The organism is Chitinophaga sp. Ak27, assembly GCF_012726295.1.
Classification (GTDB): Bacteria; Bacteroidota; Bacteroidia; order Chitinophagales; family Chitinophagaceae; genus Chitinophaga.
In genome coordinates, this window is the sequence record NZ_JABAOB010000003.1 from 825,800 (window position 1) to 845,613 (window position 19,814).

General features: G+C 44.7%; 18 protein-coding genes. 12 read left to right on the forward strand and 6 right to left on the reverse strand.

Translation table 11 applies throughout. The annotated features are described in order from the left end of the window. The first annotated feature begins 2 nt into the window (after positions 1 to 2). The 4 genes from HGH90_RS14670 (at position 3) to HGH90_RS14685 (ending at position 5,814) form a co-directional block, all read left to right on the forward strand. Complete coding sequence (locus HGH90_RS14670; protein WP_168762166.1) at positions 3 to 1,574, forward strand: T9SS type A sorting domain-containing protein; 1,572 nt, start codon at positions 3 to 5, stop codon at positions 1,572 to 1,574. Positions 1,575 to 1,713: 139 nt separating this feature from the next. Then, positions 1,714 to 2,400 carry a (d)CMP kinase gene (cmk, locus tag HGH90_RS14675; protein ID WP_168762167.1) on the forward strand — a complete coding sequence of 229 codons (687 nt, stop codon included), beginning with the start codon at positions 1,714 to 1,716 and terminating at the stop codon, positions 2,398 to 2,400. Positions 2,401 to 3,029: 629 nt separating this feature from the next. Then, complete coding sequence (locus tag HGH90_RS14680; RefSeq protein ID WP_169191406.1) at positions 3,030 to 4,982, forward strand: tetratricopeptide repeat protein; 1,953 nt, start codon at positions 3,030 to 3,032, stop codon at positions 4,980 to 4,982. A gap of 61 nt (positions 4,983 to 5,043) precedes the next feature. After that, positions 5,044 to 5,814: a LytR/AlgR family response regulator transcription factor gene (locus HGH90_RS14685; protein WP_168762169.1), complete on the forward strand. Its 771-nt coding sequence runs from the start codon at positions 5,044 to 5,046 to the stop codon at positions 5,812 to 5,814. Positions 5,815 to 6,074: 260 nt separating this feature from the next. Here HGH90_RS14685 and HGH90_RS14690 read toward each other — a convergent pair whose 3' ends face one another. Together HGH90_RS14690 and HGH90_RS14695 are read right to left on the reverse strand one after the other, a co-directional pair. Next, positions 6,075 to 7,304, reverse strand: a complete 1,230-nt coding sequence (locus HGH90_RS14690; RefSeq protein ID WP_168762170.1) for a 4-hydroxy-3-methylbut-2-enyl diphosphate reductase — start codon at positions 7,302 to 7,304, stop codon at positions 6,075 to 6,077. A gap of 35 nt (positions 7,305 to 7,339) precedes the next feature. Continuing rightward, complete coding sequence (locus tag HGH90_RS14695) at positions 7,340 to 8,218, reverse strand: rhomboid family intramembrane serine protease (RefSeq protein ID WP_169191407.1); 879 nt, start codon at positions 8,216 to 8,218, stop codon at positions 7,340 to 7,342. Positions 8,219 to 8,573: 355 nt separating this feature from the next. Between HGH90_RS14695 and rpsA the strand changes: the two genes are divergently transcribed. The 4 genes from rpsA (at position 8,574) to HGH90_RS14715 (ending at position 12,095) form a co-directional block, all read left to right on the forward strand. Then, positions 8,574 to 10,472 carry a 30S ribosomal protein S1 gene (gene rpsA, locus HGH90_RS14700; RefSeq protein WP_168762172.1) on the forward strand — a complete coding sequence of 633 codons (1,899 nt, stop codon included), beginning with the start codon at positions 8,574 to 8,576 and terminating at the stop codon, positions 10,470 to 10,472. Between the two features lie 345 nt (positions 10,473 to 10,817). Next, positions 10,818 to 11,126 (forward strand): type II toxin-antitoxin system HigB family toxin, encoded by a 309-nt coding sequence (locus HGH90_RS14705; RefSeq protein ID WP_168762173.1) that lies wholly within the window; start codon positions 10,818 to 10,820, stop codon positions 11,124 to 11,126. Positions 11,127 to 11,146: 20 nt separating this feature from the next. Further along, entirely contained in the window at positions 11,147 to 11,512 is a 366-nt protein-coding gene (locus tag HGH90_RS14710; protein WP_168762174.1) for a helix-turn-helix domain-containing protein, read from the forward strand. 427 nt (positions 11,513 to 11,939) lie between these two features. After that, the gene (locus tag HGH90_RS14715) at positions 11,940 to 12,095 is read left to right on the forward strand and encodes a hypothetical protein (RefSeq protein WP_168762175.1); all 156 of its coding nucleotides are present in this window, start codon (positions 11,940 to 11,942) and stop codon (positions 12,093 to 12,095) included. A gap of 103 nt (positions 12,096 to 12,198) precedes the next feature. Here HGH90_RS14715 and HGH90_RS14720 read toward each other — a convergent pair whose 3' ends face one another. Further along, entirely contained in the window at positions 12,199 to 12,963 is a 765-nt protein-coding gene (locus tag HGH90_RS14720) for a cyclase family protein (RefSeq protein ID WP_169191408.1), read from the reverse strand. 62 nt (positions 12,964 to 13,025) lie between these two features. Continuing rightward, a complete protein-coding gene (hxpB, locus tag HGH90_RS14725; protein ID WP_168762177.1) occupies positions 13,026 to 13,685 on the reverse strand; it encodes a hexitol phosphatase HxpB in 660 nt (219 codons plus the stop codon). Between the two features lie 536 nt (positions 13,686 to 14,221). On the opposite strand from hxpB, the gene HGH90_RS14730 reads away from it, so the two are divergent. The 3 genes from HGH90_RS14730 to HGH90_RS14740 are packed head-to-tail and all read left to right on the forward strand — an operon-like array spanning position 14,222 to position 17,730. Further along, positions 14,222 to 16,333, forward strand: a complete 2,112-nt coding sequence (locus tag HGH90_RS14730; RefSeq protein ID WP_168762178.1) for a nitrite reductase — start codon at positions 14,222 to 14,224, stop codon at positions 16,331 to 16,333. Between the two features lie 27 nt (positions 16,334 to 16,360). Then, the gene (gene cobA, locus HGH90_RS14735; protein ID WP_145671579.1) at positions 16,361 to 17,137 is read left to right on the forward strand and encodes a uroporphyrinogen-III C-methyltransferase; all 777 of its coding nucleotides are present in this window, start codon (positions 16,361 to 16,363) and stop codon (positions 17,135 to 17,137) included. Beyond that, positions 17,137 to 17,730, forward strand: coding sequence for a bifunctional precorrin-2 dehydrogenase/sirohydrochlorin ferrochelatase (locus HGH90_RS14740; RefSeq protein ID WP_168739658.1), 594 nt, complete (start codon positions 17,137 to 17,139; stop codon positions 17,728 to 17,730). The genes cobA and HGH90_RS14740 overlap by 1 nt, the downstream gene beginning before the upstream one ends. Before the next feature lie 4 nt (positions 17,731 to 17,734). Here the strand turns inward: HGH90_RS14740 and HGH90_RS14745 are convergent, their stop codons facing one another. After that, the gene (locus tag HGH90_RS14745) at positions 17,735 to 18,076 is read right to left on the reverse strand and encodes a DUF488 domain-containing protein (RefSeq protein ID WP_168762179.1); all 342 of its coding nucleotides are present in this window, start codon (positions 18,074 to 18,076) and stop codon (positions 17,735 to 17,737) included. Positions 18,077 to 18,238: 162 nt separating this feature from the next. Here HGH90_RS14745 and HGH90_RS14750 point away from each other — a divergent pair, with 162 nt between their 5' ends. Continuing rightward, entirely contained in the window at positions 18,239 to 18,895 is a 657-nt protein-coding gene (locus HGH90_RS14750; RefSeq protein WP_168762180.1) for an HD domain-containing protein, read from the forward strand. A 97-nt stretch (positions 18,896 to 18,992) separates the two neighbouring features. On the opposite strand, the gene HGH90_RS14755 is transcribed toward HGH90_RS14750, so the two are convergent. Next, complete coding sequence (locus HGH90_RS14755; RefSeq protein ID WP_168739653.1) at positions 18,993 to 19,511, reverse strand: acyl-CoA thioesterase; 519 nt, start codon at positions 19,509 to 19,511, stop codon at positions 18,993 to 18,995. Positions 19,512 to 19,814 lie beyond the last annotated feature (303 nt).

The following is a 19,814-nucleotide window of genomic DNA, read 5'->3' on the forward strand; positions in this document are numbered from 1 at the left end:
AAATGTTGTTGAAGAAGCTATATATTATACCGGCTCTTTTATTGCTGGCGGAGTACGGTTCCGCCCAGCAAGGCGTATACATCCCTACCGGCGCCACCGTGTGGCTCTCCGGTAATACCAACGTGGGCATCTTCTCTGATATGACCAACAATGGTAAGCTCGGATCTAATCCTAACAGCATTTTTTATTTCCTCAGTAAATTATGGACTAACGGCAACGGAGCTACGTTGCCCGATGAAAGTGCTGATGGCAACTCCGGCACCGGCGGTACTTTTGTCTTTTCCAATACAACACAGCAAAAGATATTCGGTGGCTATAGCTTTATTACCAAAGCCGGGCCCAGCTTTCCTAACCTGCAACTGAACAATATATCCGGCTTGTTGCTGGATGACCTAAGTGACCTGAAAATCAGGAATAACCTGCATTTCGCCAGCGGGCATATTTATCTCAATGGATGGAATTTGCAGGTCGGCGATAAATCGCCCGGCACCATTACCGGTTACAGCGACAAACAATATGTTGTCACTGGCAACGGTATTGCCGGCGGTTTACTGTATCGTGCCGCTATTAACAATGCTGCGGGTAAAGTGGTATTCCCGGTAGGCACCGACGAAAACAGTTATGCTCCCGCAGCGGTATTGATCACCGGTGCTACAGATATGATTGGTGCGCGTGTATACGATAGCGTATTTACCGTAGCAGCGGGGGGAGCAGCATATAAAGACAGCTTCGTCAACAAAACCTGGAACATCCGCCGGGAAGATAATAGTGGGGGAGAAGTGGATGTTATCCTGCAACATATGGATGCGAGCGAACTACCTGCCTACGCCTCTTCCCGCGACAGTAGCTTTATTACCCGCTTTGTGACAGGGGTATGGGATCAGTTAACAGTCATCCCCAATAAGCCTTTAGCAGGTACACTCACCACCAGTCCTATGTTAGCCCCCGCTACTATGCACCTGCGGCATTTCGACGCGTTGGGGACCAACGAGTTTTTCGCGAAGACAGCTCTGATAGGTAGTGTGAAGCCGGTCACCTTCCTCAACTTTGAAGCGTTCAGGATTGCGCCGGTAATGGTGCAGCTGGACTGGACCACCCTCCGGGAAGTGCGCAATATGGCATTTGAGGTGGAACGCCGTTATGAAAGAGAGGAAACTTTCCGAAAAATCGGGGTGGTGCTCACGAAGGCCGTCAATGGTAACAGTAGTGTGCCGCTCGGCTATACCTGGCAGGATCCTAATGACTACGACGATTGGACCTATTATCGTATAAAAGCAATAGGACTGAATGGCAAAGTGGTGTATTCTGAAGTGCGTGCTGTGCCGCCATTTGTGCAGATCAACGTATTCCCGAACCCCAACAATGGTACGTTTAAGGTTCAGCTCCGTGGCATCCGGGGAGCTATGTTGCTCCAAATGCGCGATGTATGGAGCCAGGTAATGCGTCAGTATGAAGTGAAGTCAGATATGGATATCGATATCAGGGATCTGCCTTCCGGCGTCTATTTCCTGGTCATTTATCATAAAGACACTATGAAGTTGGCCTACACCTGTAAAGTAATTGTAACCCGGTAACCATTCTATTTGGGTATCTCATGCTGGCAGTTATGTCAAAATGGGATACCCAATTGTTATTGGTTTGCTATTCTCAGAGATTTCCCTCAATTTTGTAGCGTTCTTCCCTATTAACAGGTTCTTATTTAAATAGATAGTTTTGAAAAAAATAATCATCACGATAGATGGCTACTCATCATGTGGCAAAAGTACATTAGCTAAGCAATTGGCTAAGAAGCTGGGCTATACGTACATTGATAGCGGCGCTATGTATCGTGCAGTGACCCTTTATTTTATTCAAAACCGTATTGACTGGCTTTCCCACGAAGCAGTGGCGACAGCCCTTAAAGATATTCACCTGGATTTTGTGATCAACTCCCTTACCGGTTTAGGTGAAATGTACCTGAACAATGAAAATGTAGAGCACCTGATCCGGGAAATGGTGGTGGCCGAAAAAGTGAGCGAAGTAGCGGCTATAAAGGAAGTTCGCGATTTTGCGGTAGCCCAGCAAAAGAAAATGGGTGTCCGTAAAGGCATCGTAATGGATGGCCGCGATATTGGCACAGTGGTATTCCCACACGGCGAACTCAAAATTTTCATGACTGCGGAGATAGAAATCCGTGTTCAGCGCAGGTTTAAAGAATTATACGAGAAAAATAAACATATTACCCTGGACGAAGTGAAACAAAACCTCGAACTCAGGGACTATATAGATGCCAACCGCGAAATTAGCCCGCTTCGTAAGGCTGAAGATGCTATTATCCTGGATAACAGCCACTTAAACCTCGAAGATCAACTCGATTTAGTGATGCAATGGGTGGAAGATGCTATCATGGCGCACTCCTGACAAAATATTATTTTCTTTTATTGAAATTCTTTTATACATTTGCGGTATGGCGCAATATGGCCAGCATCCCAATAATTTTTTTCCACATCCTCCCGAATTTCCAATAATTTTTATTTGCATGCCCGGCAAGTGTCTTTTTAAGATGCTATGCATATAACCAACCTTATCCTCCCTGAGAAATACTGCTTAGGTAATTTTTGAATGGAGTCAATCGTGTGGTTGACGCGTGTTGTTGTGAACTGAATAAGACAGATTGAAACAGTGCGTAAGACGCGTTATATATATCGTACACGGGGAAAGTCTTATCCTAGCTATATCCACAAGGAGCCTTTGCTATTAACCGACTAGCTGATAGCGTATATTATAAAAATCCGGTTTGTGGCAGCGTAGGTGCTGCATACAAACAGTAAAGGTAATGTGGGATGGCATGGTTTGCCATGACTATTCCATATTTTCAGTAGGTGTATTCGGTTAATAGGAAGAAGGGGCGAATTCTTTCGCCCTTTCGCTTTTTTAATCAGCCTGGATAGTCAGCCGAACTTACTTGTGGCGAGCACCCCATATGTGCTGAAATCGCCGGCAGTTATTCGTAATTCTTTTTTAAATTGTGTAGTCACACAGACCAGCCAATGTCTATTAAAGGTGTATGTTTTTTGTGCTGGCTCCTGCTGGGAGCCTGTTTGGGAGCGAGAGCCCAGGACTCTCTGCGCACATACCGGCTGCTGGATTCCGTTCGCCAGCTCCGTGCAGACACGGCAAAAGTGTCGCTGTTGATTAAAAAAGGCGGGGAAAATGCCCGTTACTTTGATAATCATAAACTGGACAATCCTTTCTGGCAGGAGGCGCTTACCCTATCCCAGCAACTCAGGTTTTTCCAGGGAATATCCCGTGCCTATAACGAAATCGGTACCAGCAAAAGAAATAAGTCGCTCTATATTGTTGCGGAAGACTACCACGAGAAAGCCCTGAAAGCGGCAGAAGAAGCGAAAGACACTTCCCTGATTGTTTTCTCTCTCAACAATGCAGGGGTGGATTGCCGCCGGCTCGATAAACTTCAGAAAGGATTTGATTATCATATGAGAGCCCTGGTATTGGCCGAGCAGATCAACGATATCAGGAATATTTGCGTGGCCACCAACAGCATCGGCAATATCCAGCTTACTATGGAAAAATACGCAGATGCCATTCAACACTTTAACCGCGCACTGGCGCTGGAAGAAAAAAGCCATAACGACCTGGGAGTAGCCATCAACCTGGGAAACCTGGGTTATGCCTACCAGGGGCAGGGGAAGCTGGACCTGGCCATCCAATATTATAAACGCTCCCTGAATATGAACCTGAAAATGGACCGGCCTATTGGGATCGCCATTTGCTACAACGCGCTGGGAGCGGCCTATAAAGAAAAAAAGGATTATGCAGCCGCTATGTATTACCTGGAAAAAGCACTCGAAGTAAATGACCAGGTAGATGATAAAGTGCATGTGGCAGAGAGTTACCTCAGCATCGGCAAACTATTGGGCGCCCAGGCGAAACATGAAGAAGCCAGGAAATATATTCAACAATCCATCGATGTAAGCACTTTCTGGGGATTCAAATCAATGCTGATGGATGCCTACAAGGCCCTGGCAGAAGATTATAAGGAAAGCGGCGATTTTGAAAAATCATTGGAAGCAGTAGATAAATCCCTGTTGTATAAAGATAGTATCCTCGATGAAAAGTCGGCCATGGCCCTGACCCAGATGCAGACCATCTATGAAGTAGACCGGAAGGATAACCAGATTCGTACCCTGGAACATGATAAAATGCTGGGAGCACTCCGTACTAAACGGAATGTGGCGATCTCTTTTTTCCTGGCAGCTTTTCTCCTGATGGCCATCGTTGGCGGGTTTTTCTATATTCGTCACCGTAACCTGAAGGCCAATAAACAAACTTTACAGCTGGAGCTGCGCTCGCTGCGTTCCCAGATGAACCCACACTTTATCTTTAACTCCCTCAGCTCTATCCACCGGTATATATGGAGTAATAACCAGGAAGAAGCATCTGACTACCTTACCAAGTTTTCCCGGCTCATGCGCCTGATCCTGGATAATACGCAACATACCTTTGTAACCCTTAATAAGGAACTGGAGTCGTTAAGACTTTACCTCGACCTGGAGTCCCTGCGTTGTAATGGTATTTTTGAATATAGATTTCAGATAGATACAGCGATAAATGACGAAGAAGTACTGATCCCGCCCATGATTTTACAACCTTATGTGGAAAACGCTATCTGGCACGGCCTCGTACATAAGTTGTCAGAAGAGAAGGGATTACTGGATATCAGTATTATCTTGCAAAAGCGTAGCCTGGTATGTACCATCACCGACAATGGTATTGGACGAAAGAAAGCAATGGAAATAAAAGACCGGAAAGGGCGTATGCATAATTCGGTGGGCATGAAAGTAACAGAAGGAAGGATAGACCTGATAAGAAAAATTAATAATAAAGAGGCAACAGTAACCGTAACCGACCTGGAAGACGAGTCAGGAAAGGCAACCGGCACCCGGGTAACCATCGTATTGCCGGCAGAATTTATATTTTAAGATACCGACAGACAACCAACAATCATAACTGTAAAACGCTAAATAGCTAAAAGCTACTTATATGAGCGAACTAAAAGCTATCATCGTAGATGATGAGCAGCACTGCATAGATGCACTGCAAACAATGCTGCAGAAAAAATGCCCAGGTGTGAATGTCGTAGGCTGGGCCAAAAGCGTGGCAGAAGCCAAAGGGCTGATAGATGAACTGCAACCGGATCTCGTATTCCTTGATGTGGAAATGCCCTATCAAAACGGATTTGAACTCCTGAAGCTATTTGAAAAAGTTCATTTTGATGTAATATTCACCACCGCGTACGAGCAGTATGCTTTAAAAGCGATTAAGTTCAATGCATTGGACTATCTGCTGAAGCCCTTTAGTATTAAGGAGCTACAGGATGCCCTTGAAAAATGTAAGGAGAAGAAAAACAACCGGGGAGTGAAGGAAACAGGTGGGGTATCACCCATGGATGTGTTTTTACAGAACATGAAAACGTTGCAACAAACCCATAAGAAAATAGCTTTACCTACTATCAATGGACTGGTATTTATGCCGGTACAGAACATTGTGCGTTGTGAATCTACCGGCAACTATACCCGCATTTTCTTTACCGATAAGAAAAACCTGATGGTATCCCGTCCCCTGAAAGAATTTGAGGAATTATTGTCTGACGTGGATTTCTTCCGGGTCCATAATTCTCACCTCATCAATATGCAGCAAATGCAGTCCTATATCCAGGGAGAAGGCGGTTTTGCGCTGATGAGCGACGGTACCCAGGTAGAGGTGTCCCGACGGCGTAAAGCGGACTTTTTAAAGAAGGCCATGCAATTCTAAGTAATGATTTACAAGGGATTTAGCGGGAAGCACTCCGATTTTATACGTTTTCATACCAGTTACAGGAAATTAACTACCATATAATAAATGGCTATTGCAGGCATATGATAGATAAACTACTTTTGAATTACGATTTCAATATTAACACCATATAAAGATTTTATACTCTGCATTACTAGCGTGATTAGCCCCAAAGAAAAAAGACACCGTTCTGGTGTCTTTTTTGTTTTATATGTTGATATACGGTTAGTTAGATGTGTTTATGATTCATTGACTGTTGCCAGTTCATCTGCCTTATGCTCCAGTTGGAAGAAAGACAGTAACCGCCGAATCACCCCTTCTACGAGCGCGTCCGGACAGGAAGCGCCACTGGTCAGCAGGATAGTTACCTGGTCTTTTTTGGGAAGGAACTGATTACTGTTGATGGTTTGCTTATGATGAAAATCCCAGTGCTGAATTGCATCTGCCGATAATATATGTTCGGGAGAAGAGATAAAATAGGTAGGCAGTTTTTCTTCACATAATTCCACGAGATGGGAAGTATTGGAGCTATTATAACCACCTACTACGATGGCCAGATCGGCAGTTTCCTGTAACATACCGGTAACGGCGGTCTGATTATCATTGGTAGCATAACAGAGGGTATCCCGGGTATCTGCAAATCTTTCGCCCACATTGGCGTCTGTCAGCTGAAAGGTACTGATCATGACCTGTTTGATGTGGTCTGCGATGGCCTGAGTTTCTGTGGCCAGCATAGTGGTCTGGTTCACAACCCCCACCCGTTGCAGGTCTTTTGTAACATCAAATCCGGCAGAATACTGGCCTTCAAATAAGGTGTAAAATTCTTCGGGATTTCTTTTCTCACTGATGAAGTCGGCCAGTAATGCAGCTTCCTTAATGTCTTTTACGACTACGGTCGGAGTACCGGCCTGGCTATGAGAAAAGGTAGCCCGTGTTTCTTCATGCTTGGGCTTACCATGTACAATGACGGTGTAGTTTTTCTGACCAATCTGTTCTGCCTTATTCCATACCCTTTCTACAAAAGGGCAGGTGGTATTGTATTTCAACGGCTCTATACCCAGGGAAGCGAGTTGTTTCTCCGTTTCCAGGGTAGTACCGAAAGCAGGAATAATAACGATATCATCTGCCTGTAAGCTTTCCCAGGGTACCAGCTGTTTACCGGCAGTATCCATGATGAATTGTACGCCCCGGTCTAGCAGGTCGCTATTGACATGTGGATTGTGAATCATTTCACTCAGCAGGAAAATGCGTTTGTCAGGGTTTTCATCTACTGTTTTGAAGGCGATTTCAATGGCATTTTCTACACCATAGCAAAAGCCGAAATGGCGGGCCAGCAGAATCCTGATAGGGCCAAAATCCAGCTCAGTAGGGGTAAAGTCCTTTTTCATGCGGTCCTGCTGTTTGCGCTGGTTTTTAATGGCGCTGATCAGCGGACTGCGATATATCACCGGAACGTTAAATGTTTTCATGTGTTAAATGACGGAAAATTGAGTGACAAAGTTAATCAGTTTTCTTTGCTCACTTTGTCTAACCAGGCTTTTTCTTCAGCACTCAGGCTGTTATAGCCTTTTTCGTTGATTTTATCCAGTAGCTGATCCAGGCGGGATTGGCTGCTATCATCTGTTTTCCGGACTACTTTCAGTGGTGATTTTTTGGGTTTAAACTTCCGGTCAGCCTTCCTTTGTTCCTGGCGGGTACTGGCGTCAAATACCCAGATCAGCGGTTTACAGAGGTCGGTACCGGCCTGCAGGATGCGTATATAGAAGAAGCCCAGCAGGGCGCCACCCATATGGGAGATCAAACCGCCAATGTTGCCATTGGGAATAGAAATCAATCCCAGTAATACCAATGCCAGTGCCAGCCACTTTAACCGTACGCTTCCCAGGAACATGAGGCCTATTTCGTAGTTGGGCATCAGGGTGGCAGCAGCCACAAGTATGCACATAATCGCAGCAGAGGCGCCTATCATGGTATAGCCCATGTAACCGGGAAACAAGCTGGCGCTCAGCAGATACAACAAACCACCGGCAATCCCGCCCAACAGGTATAAGGGGAGCACCCGTTTGTTGCCCAGGAAATCGCGGAATAAGTTGCCAAACCAGTAGAGGTTAATCATGTTAAACAGCACATGAAATATCTGTTCATGAGTAAACATGTAGGTAATAAGCCCCCATGGTTTCAATATGAAAGCGCTCAGGGGAGCGTGAATGGCCAGTTGATCATACGTCCAGATAAAAGGACCAGGTTGTTTGGTCAGAAAAGCAATAAGATGTATAATATTAATGCCCAGGAAAACGATAATATTCCAGAAAAGCAAATGGTTCACTGTGTTACCTTGCCTGAGCCAATAGCGAATATCCGATTGAAAAGAGGTCCCGTTCATATACACAAATTAAAATAAAATCCGGGATTTCGGTATACAAATTAACATTTTGGATGATGGAAAAATAAGCTGCATGACCGCAGGTGGACAGCAGCTTGCTCCCTATGTTTATCAACAATCAATTGGCAGTCTGGTTGCTTTTTTTAGAAAAAATTACCAGGAAAATGCAGGCTAAAATATTGACGTAGTGTATTTTTTAATAATACAATTTAAAAATATCTGAAAACTGCGGTCTGTTCTACCATCAATAGGCTATTTCTTCAATAAATATGTCGGTAAACGGGTAATTTTTCGTATTTTTGCCGTCCCATAAAACAGGGAGTCCGGGTATTCCGGGCTAAAATTTCAATTTTTTATGAGCGAAAACATCATTCCTAACGAACAAAACGCTGAACAACAGGCTGCTGCACCAGCAGTAGAAACAGCGACACCAAAGGCGCCTGTGGCGAAAGTTGAAACTGCACACGACGATTTCGACTGGAGCGTTGACAAACGTAATGTTTCTTCTTACAGCAAAGAAGAAAAAGCTAAGTACGATGCTACTTACGATGGTACTTTCAAGGTGTTTGAAGAAAACAGCCTGCTGACCGGTACTGTAGTAGGTTTAACCAACACAGACGTAGTAATCAACATCGGTTTCAAATCTGATGGTTTGATTTCTCTGAACGAATTCCGTGATTTACCAGGTCTGAAGATCGGTGATGAAGTGGAAGTGCTGGTAGTAGAAAAAGAAGACCGCGATGGTAACCTGCACCTGAGCCGTAAACAGGCTCGTCAAAAACGTGCTTGGGAAAAAATCGTGGAAGTTTACAAAACAGGCGAAGTGGTTACCGGTACTGTTACCAGCAAAACCAAAGGCGGCTTGATCGTAGACGTATACGGTATGGAAACATTCCTGCCAGGTTCTCAGATTGATGTGAAACCAGTTACCGATTACGACCAGTTTGTAGGCAAAACTATGGAGTTCAAGGTGGTGAAAGTAAACGAAACCATCCGCAACGCCGTTGTTTCTCACAAAGCGCTGATCGAAAGCGATATCGAACAACAAAGAGTGGATATCATCAGCAAACTGGAGAAAGGCCAGGTGCTGGAAGGTACTATCAAAAATATCACCGACTTCGGTGCGTTCATCGACCTGGGTGGTCTGGACGGCTTGCTGTATATCACCGATATCAGCTGGGGCCGTATCTCCCATCCGAGCGAAGTACTGCAGATGGATCAGAAAATCAACGTTGTTGTGCTTGACTTCGATGACGAAAAACGTCGCATAAGCCTGGGCTACAAACAACTGACTCCGCATCCGTGGGATACTTTACCAGCTACCATCACTGAAGGTGCTAAAGTAAAAGGTAAAGTAGTAAACATCGAAGATTACGGTGCATTCCTGGAAATTATGCCAGGTGTGGAAGGTCTGGTACACGTATCTGAAATCTCATGGGCTTCTACTCCAATCAACGCTAAAGAATTCTTCAAATTAGGCGAAGAATACGAAGCAGTGGTAGTTACCCTGAGCAAAGAAGAGCGTAAAATGTCTCTGTCTATCAAACAACTGACAGAAGATCCATGGTCTACTATCGAAACTAAATTCCCTGTTGACAGCCGTCACAAAGGTATCGTGAAAAACATCACTCCTTATGGCGTGTTCGTTGAACTGGAAACCGGTATCGGTGGCATGATCCACATCTCTGACCTGAGCTGGATCAAGCGTTTCAACCACCCATCTGAGTACACTAAAGTAGGTAGCGAAATAGATGTAGTTATCCTGGGTATTGACAAGGAAAACCGTAAACTGAGCCTCGGTCACAAACAGATCGAAGAAGATCCTTGGAACACTTTCGAAACTATCTTCCCGATCAACTCTGTACACGAAGGTACTGTTGTGAAGAAAGATGATAAAGGTGCTACTGTTCAACTGCAATACGGTCTGGAAGCTTACGCTCCTGCACGTCACCTGAGAACAGAAGACGAAAAACCAATCAACGTTGAAGACGTGAAAGAATTCATGATCATCGAATTCGATCGCAGCGAAAAACGTATCCTGGTTTCTCACACCCGCGTTTGGGAAAAAGCTCAGGCGGAAGAAAAACAAGCTATCGTGAAAGAGAAGAGAGAAGAAGCTGACAAAACCCGTAAGGCTGTGAAAAACATCCAGGGTAAAGTTGAAAAAGCTACTTTAGGCGATCTGGGTGCTTTAGCTGAACTGAGAGAAAAACTGAAACAATCTGAAGGTGGCGAAGAAAAAAGTGCACAATAAGGTTTAAGTTTCGTTAAATAATAAATCCCGCTCCGAGTAATTCGGGGCGGGATTTTTTATTGGGTAAGTCGAGAAAGCATAGTACGGGGCCTGGTTTTAATGAGTATAGACTACGTAATGTTTCAAGACATTTTTAGTGCTAACAGTGATCCCAAAGAAGTGTCAAACATAATGTTTTGTTACACTGAAAGTTTTCAAATAAAAACTTTATTTACAACTGTAAAATTTTATTTACATTTGAAAACGAAGTATAAAGCAGAAACGCAGCTGCTTATCAATGTCTGCGGTTACATTGATCACTCTAGATAGCCTTAAAAAACATGATAAAATTAAAATTGTTAGAGAATGCGCATTATATCAATGCCTCCTATCTACGCATTTGAGGCTAAACATCCAGTATCGGCAACATCGCTAAATGATTGGTGTAGAAAGATCAAGAAGGCGCAATGCCGCAACTTTAATGAGTTAAAAAATGAGGTTGCTGGCTCAGTGGATTATGTTGGTGGTGATTTGTATGTTTTCAATATTGGAGGTAACAACTATAGGTTAGTAGCAGGTATTCATTTTAACACACAGCTCGTATATATTCGCGCAATACTGACGCATGCAGAGTATGATGAACATAATAAGAATAAAACCTTGCTGAGTTTATAAAGAAGGATAACATATTTAATATGAAAATAGCGACTAAACAGGAATACTTTTCTGCGATGGCTGAAATTGAAGGACTTTACCAAAAAGGCTTTTCAAATTTGAATATTGAAGAGGAAAAGAAGTTAAATCTGTTAGCAGAAGCAGTAGAAGCATGGGAGGCGATTCATTATCCTATGCCATTGAAACCTCGATTCCCTGATATTATTGAATATCTGTTGAAAAGCAGAAGAATGAATCAGAGTACGTTGGCGGAAGAATTAAGTATATCAAAGGGGTTTCTCAATCAATTATTGCACGGTAGTAAGTCTCCTAACACAGAAGTTCTTAAAACCATGCACAACAAATTCCATATTGATGGAAATTTGTTACTTGAAAGCCTGATATAGAATGCGTTCGATCGCAGGCTCACTATAATTGGCAGTATTATTTTTTGATGTTCTATATAAGAAACGAATATTAATGCGTGCTTGTAATACCGGAGCTTTTTTTTAAATGCAGACCTGCCAAAAAGGGCATTTTATCGGATAATTTCCGATGTCTATATGAAAATTTGACAAACGGATTTCGTAGACGAGGCCCGGAACCTTTCTTTTGGCAAACCATCTGGACGGTCCCAGTTATGTCTCACTGGAATCGGCCTTAGCCTATTACGGAATGATACCGGAACGGGTACACGAAACAACTTCTGTTACAACAGAAAGTAACAAGACTTTTAGTTCAGCTGTTGGAAGATTTAGTTATCAGCATATTCCTCTATCTTATTATAGTTTTGGTATTACAATCGCAGATCACAGCTCCGGACAAAGCGCTCAGATGGCAATCCTTGAGAAAGCCGTTTGTGACAAGATTATCACTACCAGTGGCGTTAACTTACGCAGTATCAAACAGACCAGGGGTTTCTTGATTGAAGATCTCCGAATAGATGAAGAACAATTAGAAAAGTTGGATAGCCAGGTGATCGCATCCTAGCTAGATGATAGCCCCAAAAAAAGTAGCATTAAAATCCTTCTTAAGACCTTGTGCGTACTGCGATAAGAGATTCCGAATATACTCCTAAAGGCAAAACAGTTTTTTACTCAAATATCGCCACAACCCTCGCCGGCGCCGCACTGGCTCCTTTTATTTTCAACGGAAATACACTCACTTTAAACCCAAATGCCGGCAATGTGCCCAGGTTAACCAGCTGCTCCATATGGCAGTATTCCTTTTGCTGTCCTACCAGGTGGGCCTGCCAGAAATAATCGTCCCGTTGAAGTTGTTTGGCTTGCTGCGCCATATATTTTAAAGGCAGGTCGAATCCCCACTGATCTATTCCCATTACTTTTACGCCCTGGTCTATCAGCCAATGGGTGGCTTCTGCGCTCATACCGGTGCCCCTCATCGCGTATTCTTTGGTACCAACGTATTTATCGCGACCGGTATGAATGAGCACAATGGTACCAGGAGTAATTACGGCGCCGCTCTTTTCAAGGTCGGCACGTATATCCGCCACTGTTATCTGTTCAAAATCTGCTTTGTGGGTCATATTCAATACTACCCCGTTACCATAGCACCATTCCAGCGGAATTTCATCGATGGTTTTGGCAGGTGCCCCATTTACAGTGGGCGCATAGTGCCAGGGGGCATCGATGTGGGTGGCGGCGTGTACGCCCATGCCGATAATTTTATCATCAGCCCAGCCTTCAAATCCTTTAGGGAAGAGCTTTGCAGGAAGACCCAGGAAAAAACGGATCAGTCCTTTGCTTTGTCGATGCGTTTTGTGCTTGATTTTGATACGCATGAACCAGGGATCCTGTTTGTTGTAGGCGATGGTTTTGGATAGATCTATGATTTTCATATTGGTTTTTTGGCGTCAATTGCGCGCGTAAAGATGATCAACAAAATATCATCTTCCAAAAACTATTTCGTGAGCAGGGCCAGCTTGGCGTCATTAAATTCCAGCAGGGAGTCCAGCTGCATATTGGCCAGGGCATACCGGGGATCTTTCCTGTTATGGGCTTCCGGTACCACCACGGTGGTCATACGGGCAGCCTTTGCAGCAGTCATACCGGTCACCGAATCTTCAAATGCCAGGCAATCCAGCGGATCGCTGCCCAGGGCTTTGGCACAGGCCAGGTATACCGCCGGATGAGGTTTACCATAATCTTCAAACTCGGCAGAATATACGGCCTGGAAGCGGTCTTTTACCTGTAAATGATCCAACACCGCATTGATCAGGCGCAGCGGGGAGGAGGAAGCCAGTCCCATTTTGAACCCTTTCTCCCTAAAATACCCAAGAATGTAATGTAACCCTTCCATAGGTTGCCCGGTGGCGATGATTTTGGCAATTACGCTGTCAATGATTTCATTGACAACCTGTTCCGGGGATTTGCCCTCCCATTTATAATAGCTATGCCAGTAACTTACTACTTCTTTGGTACGTAAACCCGTGGTAAGATGCGTCAGTTCAGGCGATAGGCTAACGCCCACGGTGGAAAATACTTCCCGCATCGCAATGCCCCACAGCGGTTCAGAGTCGATCAACAGGCCATCCATATCAAATATTACCGTATCTATCATGAAATTCCCTTTTTTATGCGCGGCAAAGATAAGAAGATATGCGGCCAGATCACAGTGGAATCAAGCGAAAGGGCACCGGTCATGTCCTTCTCCTATAACAATAAGTTATACCGGATAAATTTTGGTTATTGGCTCGCTGCAGGTTTATACTTCCACCGGCTGCCGGATTGGGCTACAGCATTGTGTTTTCGCTGCTTTTTTCATCCAGCCCCAGCCCATTGCTAATTCCACCCCTTTTTGGGGGCTTATTCAATTCCCAAAAAAGTTTTGGAAAGATGGGCTGCATTTCTATCTTTGTATTACTCTACTAAAATTATAGGGAATATGGGTAATGGAGTGTCATATCGTAGAAATAATGGATGTAGCTGTTGTAACACAACACCTGCGGGGCGCGTGTAATGGGAAATTCCAGTGATCAGTTTACTGTAAATCTTTATACGAGCCTCCGAAAGTACCCCGGGGGCTTTTTGTTTTTATAGAAAACAACTATCCCCGCTTAGAAAATTGCTTTTTACCACCACCTGAAAATACTTTTTATGCAAAGCTTCAGAACAGAACTCGAAAATCCAATTGTTGAACAGGATATCATAAACCTGGAGAAAAAGATTCGCCAGTTCCGCGAAGGGAATATCACGGACGAAAAATTCCGCAGCCTTCGTCTGGCAAGAGGGATATATGGGCAACGCCAGCCAGGTGTGCAAATGATACGTATCAAACTGCCCTATGGTAAAATGACTTTGCAACAATGGAACCGCATTACTGAAGTATCTGATGAATATGCTACCAGCAACCTGCACCTGACCACCCGCCAGGATGTGCAGATCCACTACGTTAGCCTCGACAGAACGCCGGAACTGTGGACCAAGCTGGAGCAGGATGGGATCACCATCCGCGAAGCCTGTGGTAACACGGTACGTAATGTAACCGCTTCCGACCGCGCGGGTATCGATCCTGACGAGCCATTTGATGTAACACCTTATGCAGACGCGGTATTCCGTTATTTTCTGCGTAACCCGGTGAGCCAGGAAATGGGACGTAAAATAAAGATCTCGTTTTCCTCTTCAGATAAAGATACCGCCTGGTCTTTCATGCACGATTTCGGTATGATTCCCAAAGTGAAAATCATCGACGGTAAAGAAGTGCGTGGCTTCAAAGTATTGGTAGGCGGAGGCTTAGGCGCACAACCCTTCCTGGCTAAACCAGTATATGAATTCCTGGAAACAGACCAGCTCATTCCTTATATTGAAAACGTACTGCGCGTATTTGACCGCTATGGTGAAAGAACCAGCCGGAACAAAGCCCGCATGAAATTCCTCATCCAGAAAATTGGTATGGAAGAATTTGAACGTTTGGTGAAAGAAGAATATAAAGCAGTAAAACTGAAAAGCGTACCTATCGATGCAGACGCCTGGGTAGCTACCCAACCCGCTCAGGTAGGTACTATTCCCGCATATTCCATCAAGGACCCTAAAAAGTACGAAGCCTGGAAAACTACCAACGTTTTTGAGCAGAAACAAAAAGGTTATTACGGCGCCTACGTTAAAATAACCCTCGGTAATATCGGCTCTGCCATCAGCCGCCAGCTGATCGAAGCACTGCGGCCCGTTATTGCAGACGACGTGCGGGTAACCGCCAACCAGGGACTCCTGTTGAAATACATACTGCCGGAAAATCTGCCCTATGTATTCAGCGTACTGGAAACTGCAGGCTTTGCGAATGCCGGTTTCGACAGTGTTGCTGACATCACGGCTTGCCCGGGTACCGACACCTGTAACCTCGGTATTTCCAGCAGCACAGGAGTGGCTAAAGTATTGGAAGATGTGATCACAGAAGAATTCCCGGACCTGATCTATAATAAGGATATCAAAATCAAAATCAGCGGCTGTATGAACTCCTGCGGTCAACATGGTATTGCCAGCATCGGCTTCCACGGCTCTTCCATGAAGAGTGGCGGTAAAGTATTGCCGGCTCTCCAGGTACTTTTGGGGGGCGGTATCGTAGGTAACGGCGATGGACGTGTAGCAGATAAAGTAATTAAAGTGCCTAGCCGACGTGGTCCCGACGTGTTGCGCAGCCTGTTGCACGATTTTGAAATCAACGGAGGGGAGCACGAATTGTTTAACCAATACTACGATCGTAAAACAGAAAAATATTTCTACGAACTGCTGAAGCCATTGGCAGACCTGAGCACCCTCACTGCGGCTGATTTCATCGACTGGGGACAGGCACAGGACTACGCTACTGCCATTGGAGTAGGAGAGTGCGCAGGCGTTATTATCGACCTGGTGGCTACCCTGCTGCTTGAAGCAGAAGAAAAGCTGGAACTGAGCAGCACAGCACTGGCCGGCGGCGCCTATGCGGATGGCATTTACCACGCTTACTCTTCCTTTGTACAGGGCGCCAAAGCGCTGCTGCTGAGCGAAGCGATCAGTGGTAACACACAGATAGGTATCATCAATGACTTCGACAAACACTTTGTAGCTACTGGTAAATTCAGCTTCGAGCCTGACTTTAAAACAGTAGTGTTACAGATTAACGCGAACGAGCCTACGGAGAGCTTTGCAAAGTCTTATTTCGCACAGGCAGAATCTTTTTATACCGCAGCGCAGGTATACCGTCAACGGACAAACGAGCTGGTGCAGGCTTAATTATTCATTCATCTCAACATTAATATCATGCAAGATATACAACCGAAACTCACATTGATAGGTGCTGGCCCAGGCGATCCGGAGCTGATTACTGTTAAGGGGTTAAAGGCTATTCAAAATGCCCGGGTCATCCTTTATGACGCATTGTCCAGCAACGAACTGCTGGACTATGCGCCGGCCAATTGCCTCCGCCGTTTTGTGGGCAAGCGCGCAGGCATGCATGTTTATTCGCAGGACGAAATAAACAGGATGATTGTAAAATATGCCTTAACTTATGGCAGTGTAGTGCGGTTGAAAGGAGGAGACTCATTTGTGTTTGGCCGTGGCCAGGAAGAAATAGCTTTCGCACAACAGTTTGGTGTTACCGCCGAAGTTATTCCAGGTATTTCCAGCGCCATTGCGGTGCCTGGCGTTAACAAAATCCCGGTAACCAGCCGCCACGTGAGCGAAGGCTTTTGGGTGATTACCGGTAATACCCGGAATGGCAACTTGTCCCGCGACCTGGAACATGCCATCAAGGCCAATACCACCGTTGTCATTCTCATGGGAATGAGCAAGCTGGCGGAAATTGCCGGCATCTACAGCGACGCAGGAAGAGGCAAAACGCCCGCCGCTATTATCCAGAATGGTACGCTGCCTACCCAAAAAATGGGATTGGGAAATGTGGCCGACCTCGTGGAAATAGCCGCTACACACGATCTGCATAACCCTGCTATCTTGGTAATAGGAGAGGTGGTACGCTTCCATGAAGCGTTCCAGGCACTGCAGACCAAAGTGTCAGCCGAACTTAAAATTGCCGTATAATGGAAGAAAATCATTTATTTCCGGTGTTTTTCAAATTACACCGCTTGCAGGTACTCGTTGTAGGCGGTGGTAATATCGGATTAGAAAAAGCCAATGCCATGCTGGAAAATTGCCCCCAGGCAAATGTTACCATCGTGTCATTGGATTTTTTGCCTGAGCTAACTTCGCTCACGCATCAATATCCTAATATTACCCTGGTACAGAAATCGTTTTCCTGCGGGGATTTGCTGGGGAAAGATCTCGTGATTGCAGCTACCAACAACCGGGAGCTGAATTATCATGTATGGGAAACTGCCAAATGCAGCAAGGTATTGATTAATGTAGCCGATACCCCCGATCTGTGCGATTTCTATCTCGGTTCTATTGTACGTAAAGGCAACCTGAAAATTGCCATTTCTACCAATGGTAAATCGCCCACCGTTGCCAAACGCCTGAAACAGGTGCTGCAGGAAGCTATTCCGGATACCATCGATGAAGTATTGAATAAGTTATCGTTGATCCGAGACAAATTAACCGGCGACTTCAGCGCCAAAGTAAAAAAGCTGAACAGTCTCACCGATGTATTAGTAAAATCTGAAAATGATCCTTTGTAATAGATTACTTTTTCAGTAATGTTAACAGTATTTGCGCCTGATTGTGCGTTTCGTCTTTAGCCCCGTATAACAGTGTTACCCGATGGTGTTGTGCTTTCTTTTTGATAACTGCCAGTAACTCTTTTTTCTCCTGTAATTCCTTCAGATATTTTGTTTTGAATTCAGCAAATCTTGTTGGGTCATGGTGAAACCATTCCCGTAGTTCATTGCTGGGCGCTATTTCCTTGACCCATTCATCTACATGGGCCCGCTCTTTTGTAAGTCCCCTGGGCCATAAGCGGTCCACCAGGATGCGGTAACCGTCAGTGTCTGCATAATCTTCGTATACGCGTTTAATCTGTATCATAACTAAATTAACAACCCGGTGAATTATTTTGTTCCCGTTTCCCGCAAAGACGCTAAGGAGTAAAGACACCAAGAAATTTATAAGATAGAAAATATCATTGTGCCTTTGCTCCTTAGTGTCTTGCGAGACAAAACTCGCTGAAAATTAATATTATTGTAGCTTATGACAGATCATTCATCGATTATAGCGGCAACAGTCAGTTACGTAAAACAGGAATTAGCCGACGCAGAAGGAGGCCACGACTGGTGGCATATTTACCGGGTATGGCAGCAGGCAAAACATATTGCAGCCACGGAAACAGTCGACTTACTGGTAGTGGAGTTAGCTGCATTATTGCATGATATTGCAGATTCCAAGTTCCATCACGGAGATGAAAATATTGGTCCCGCTAAAGCCGTGGCCTTCCTGCAAACACAGGTAGTGCCGGAGGCCGTGATTACACATGTGGAAAACATCATCCGGCATATTTCCTTTAAAGGGGGAAACCAGGAAAAATCGTTTTACTCGCCTGAGTTAGGCGTGGTTCAGGATGCCGATCGACTGGATGCAATGGGCGCTATTGGTATTGCCAGGGCATTTAATTATGGAGGGTTTAAAAACCGGCTGCTGCATGATCCGGCGGTACAGCCTAATATGCAGATGACGAAAGAGGAGTATAAGAACAGCACAGCGCCTACCATTACGCATTTCTACGAAAAGTTACTGTTGCTGAAAGACCGGATGAATACCCCTACCGGAAAGGAGTTGGCGATAGAGCGGCATACATTTATGGAGCAGTTCCTGGATCGGTTTTACAAAGAATGGGAAGGGGAGATATGATTAATTATGTTAATATGGATGAAGAAGAATGAAATTAGTTATTTAGATATTTGTCGCCGAAAGTGAAAGTAAATATCTAAATAACTAATGAGAAAATTTATATAGAGAACAGTGCTTTCAGTTCATCAGCATCTTCCGGTTTCATCTTTCCCCCCAGGATGAGGCGCAGCTGGCGGCGACGTAAGGCGCCTTCATATAATCTTTTTTCTTCTTCTGTGTCGGTGATGATACCAGGCACAGGGCGGGAATTACCATTAGGGTCCAGTGCCACAAACGTCATGAAGGCCTCATTGGATTTGTAACGGTATTGCTGAACCGGGTCTTCTCCCCATACTTTCATATGTACTTCCATGGAGGTATTGAAAGCGCGGCTCACTTTAGATTCTATATGTACTACGTTGCCCAGCTTAATAGGATTTTCGAAAGAAATATTATCCACGGATGCAGTTACCACAGGGGCGCTGCAATGTTTCATGCAGGCCAGCGCGGCGGCAATATCCATCCAGTACATCAAACGACCTCCCATCAGGTTGCCGAATGTATTGGTATCATTCGGTAAAACCAGTTCGGTCATTTGTATCAGCGAGTCTTGAGCTCTCTTTGGTGTTAATGTCATCTTTTATGTATTTCGGACGCAAATTTACAGTATATATATTTATAGTAGCGAAAGCATTTAAATGAACGAAGATGCCGGATAAAGGTTTTTAATAAATAATTTCCTGTACTTGAAAATTCTTTAAAACGCCCGCCAGATCAGTAATGAGCGCTGAAGATATTCTCCGAAAAATTAACAAACAAATAAAGCCGGCGGGTAAAAAACTTGGGAGCGAAGCAAATTTGTGTAACTTTGCATGACCTTCGGAAGTAGTTTACTTGATCGGTATTACACCAAACGCAGTCCGGCACTTCCCCGTTTATA

Excerpts from the sequence above, each read along its gene's own strand:
- HGH90_RS14720 (WP_169191408.1), bottom strand. The coding sequence starts at position 12,963 with ATGAAAATCATAGATCTATCCAAAACCATCGCCTACAACAAACAGGAT.
- HGH90_RS14755 (WP_168739653.1), bottom strand. The coding sequence starts at position 19,511 with ATGACATTAACACCAAAGAGAGCTCAAGACTCGCTGATACAAATGACC.
- HGH90_RS14680 (WP_169191406.1), top strand. The coding sequence starts at position 3,030 with ATGTCTATTAAAGGTGTATGTTTTTTGTGCTGGCTCCTGCTGGGAGCC.
- HGH90_RS14695 (WP_169191407.1), bottom strand. The coding sequence starts at position 8,218 with ATGAACGGGACCTCTTTTCAATCGGATATTCGCTATTGGCTCAGGCAA.
- rpsA (WP_168762172.1), top strand. The coding sequence starts at position 8,574 with ATGAGCGAAAACATCATTCCTAACGAACAAAACGCTGAACAACAGGCT.
- HGH90_RS14685 (WP_168762169.1), top strand. The coding sequence starts at position 5,044 with ATGAGCGAACTAAAAGCTATCATCGTAGATGATGAGCAGCACTGCATA.
- HGH90_RS14690 (WP_168762170.1), bottom strand. The coding sequence starts at position 7,304 with ATGAAAACATTTAACGTTCCGGTGATATATCGCAGTCCGCTGATCAGC.
- cobA (WP_145671579.1), top strand. The coding sequence starts at position 16,361 with ATGCAAGATATACAACCGAAACTCACATTGATAGGTGCTGGCCCAGGC.
- HGH90_RS14670 (WP_168762166.1), top strand. The coding sequence starts at position 3 with ATGTTGTTGAAGAAGCTATATATTATACCGGCTCTTTTATTGCTGGCG.
- HGH90_RS14740 (WP_168739658.1), top strand. The coding sequence starts at position 17,137 with ATGGAAGAAAATCATTTATTTCCGGTGTTTTTCAAATTACACCGCTTG.
- HGH90_RS14710 (WP_168762174.1), top strand. The coding sequence starts at position 11,147 with ATGAAAATAGCGACTAAACAGGAATACTTTTCTGCGATGGCTGAAATT.
- hxpB (WP_168762177.1), bottom strand. The coding sequence starts at position 13,685 with ATGATAGATACGGTAATATTTGATATGGATGGCCTGTTGATCGACTCT.
- HGH90_RS14730 (WP_168762178.1), top strand. The coding sequence starts at position 14,222 with ATGCAAAGCTTCAGAACAGAACTCGAAAATCCAATTGTTGAACAGGAT.
- HGH90_RS14705 (WP_168762173.1), top strand. The coding sequence starts at position 10,818 with ATGCGCATTATATCAATGCCTCCTATCTACGCATTTGAGGCTAAACAT.
- HGH90_RS14745 (WP_168762179.1), bottom strand. The coding sequence starts at position 18,076 with ATGATACAGATTAAACGCGTATACGAAGATTATGCAGACACTGACGGT.
- HGH90_RS14715 (WP_168762175.1), top strand. The coding sequence starts at position 11,940 with ATGGCAATCCTTGAGAAAGCCGTTTGTGACAAGATTATCACTACCAGT.
- HGH90_RS14750 (WP_168762180.1), top strand. The coding sequence starts at position 18,239 with ATGACAGATCATTCATCGATTATAGCGGCAACAGTCAGTTACGTAAAA.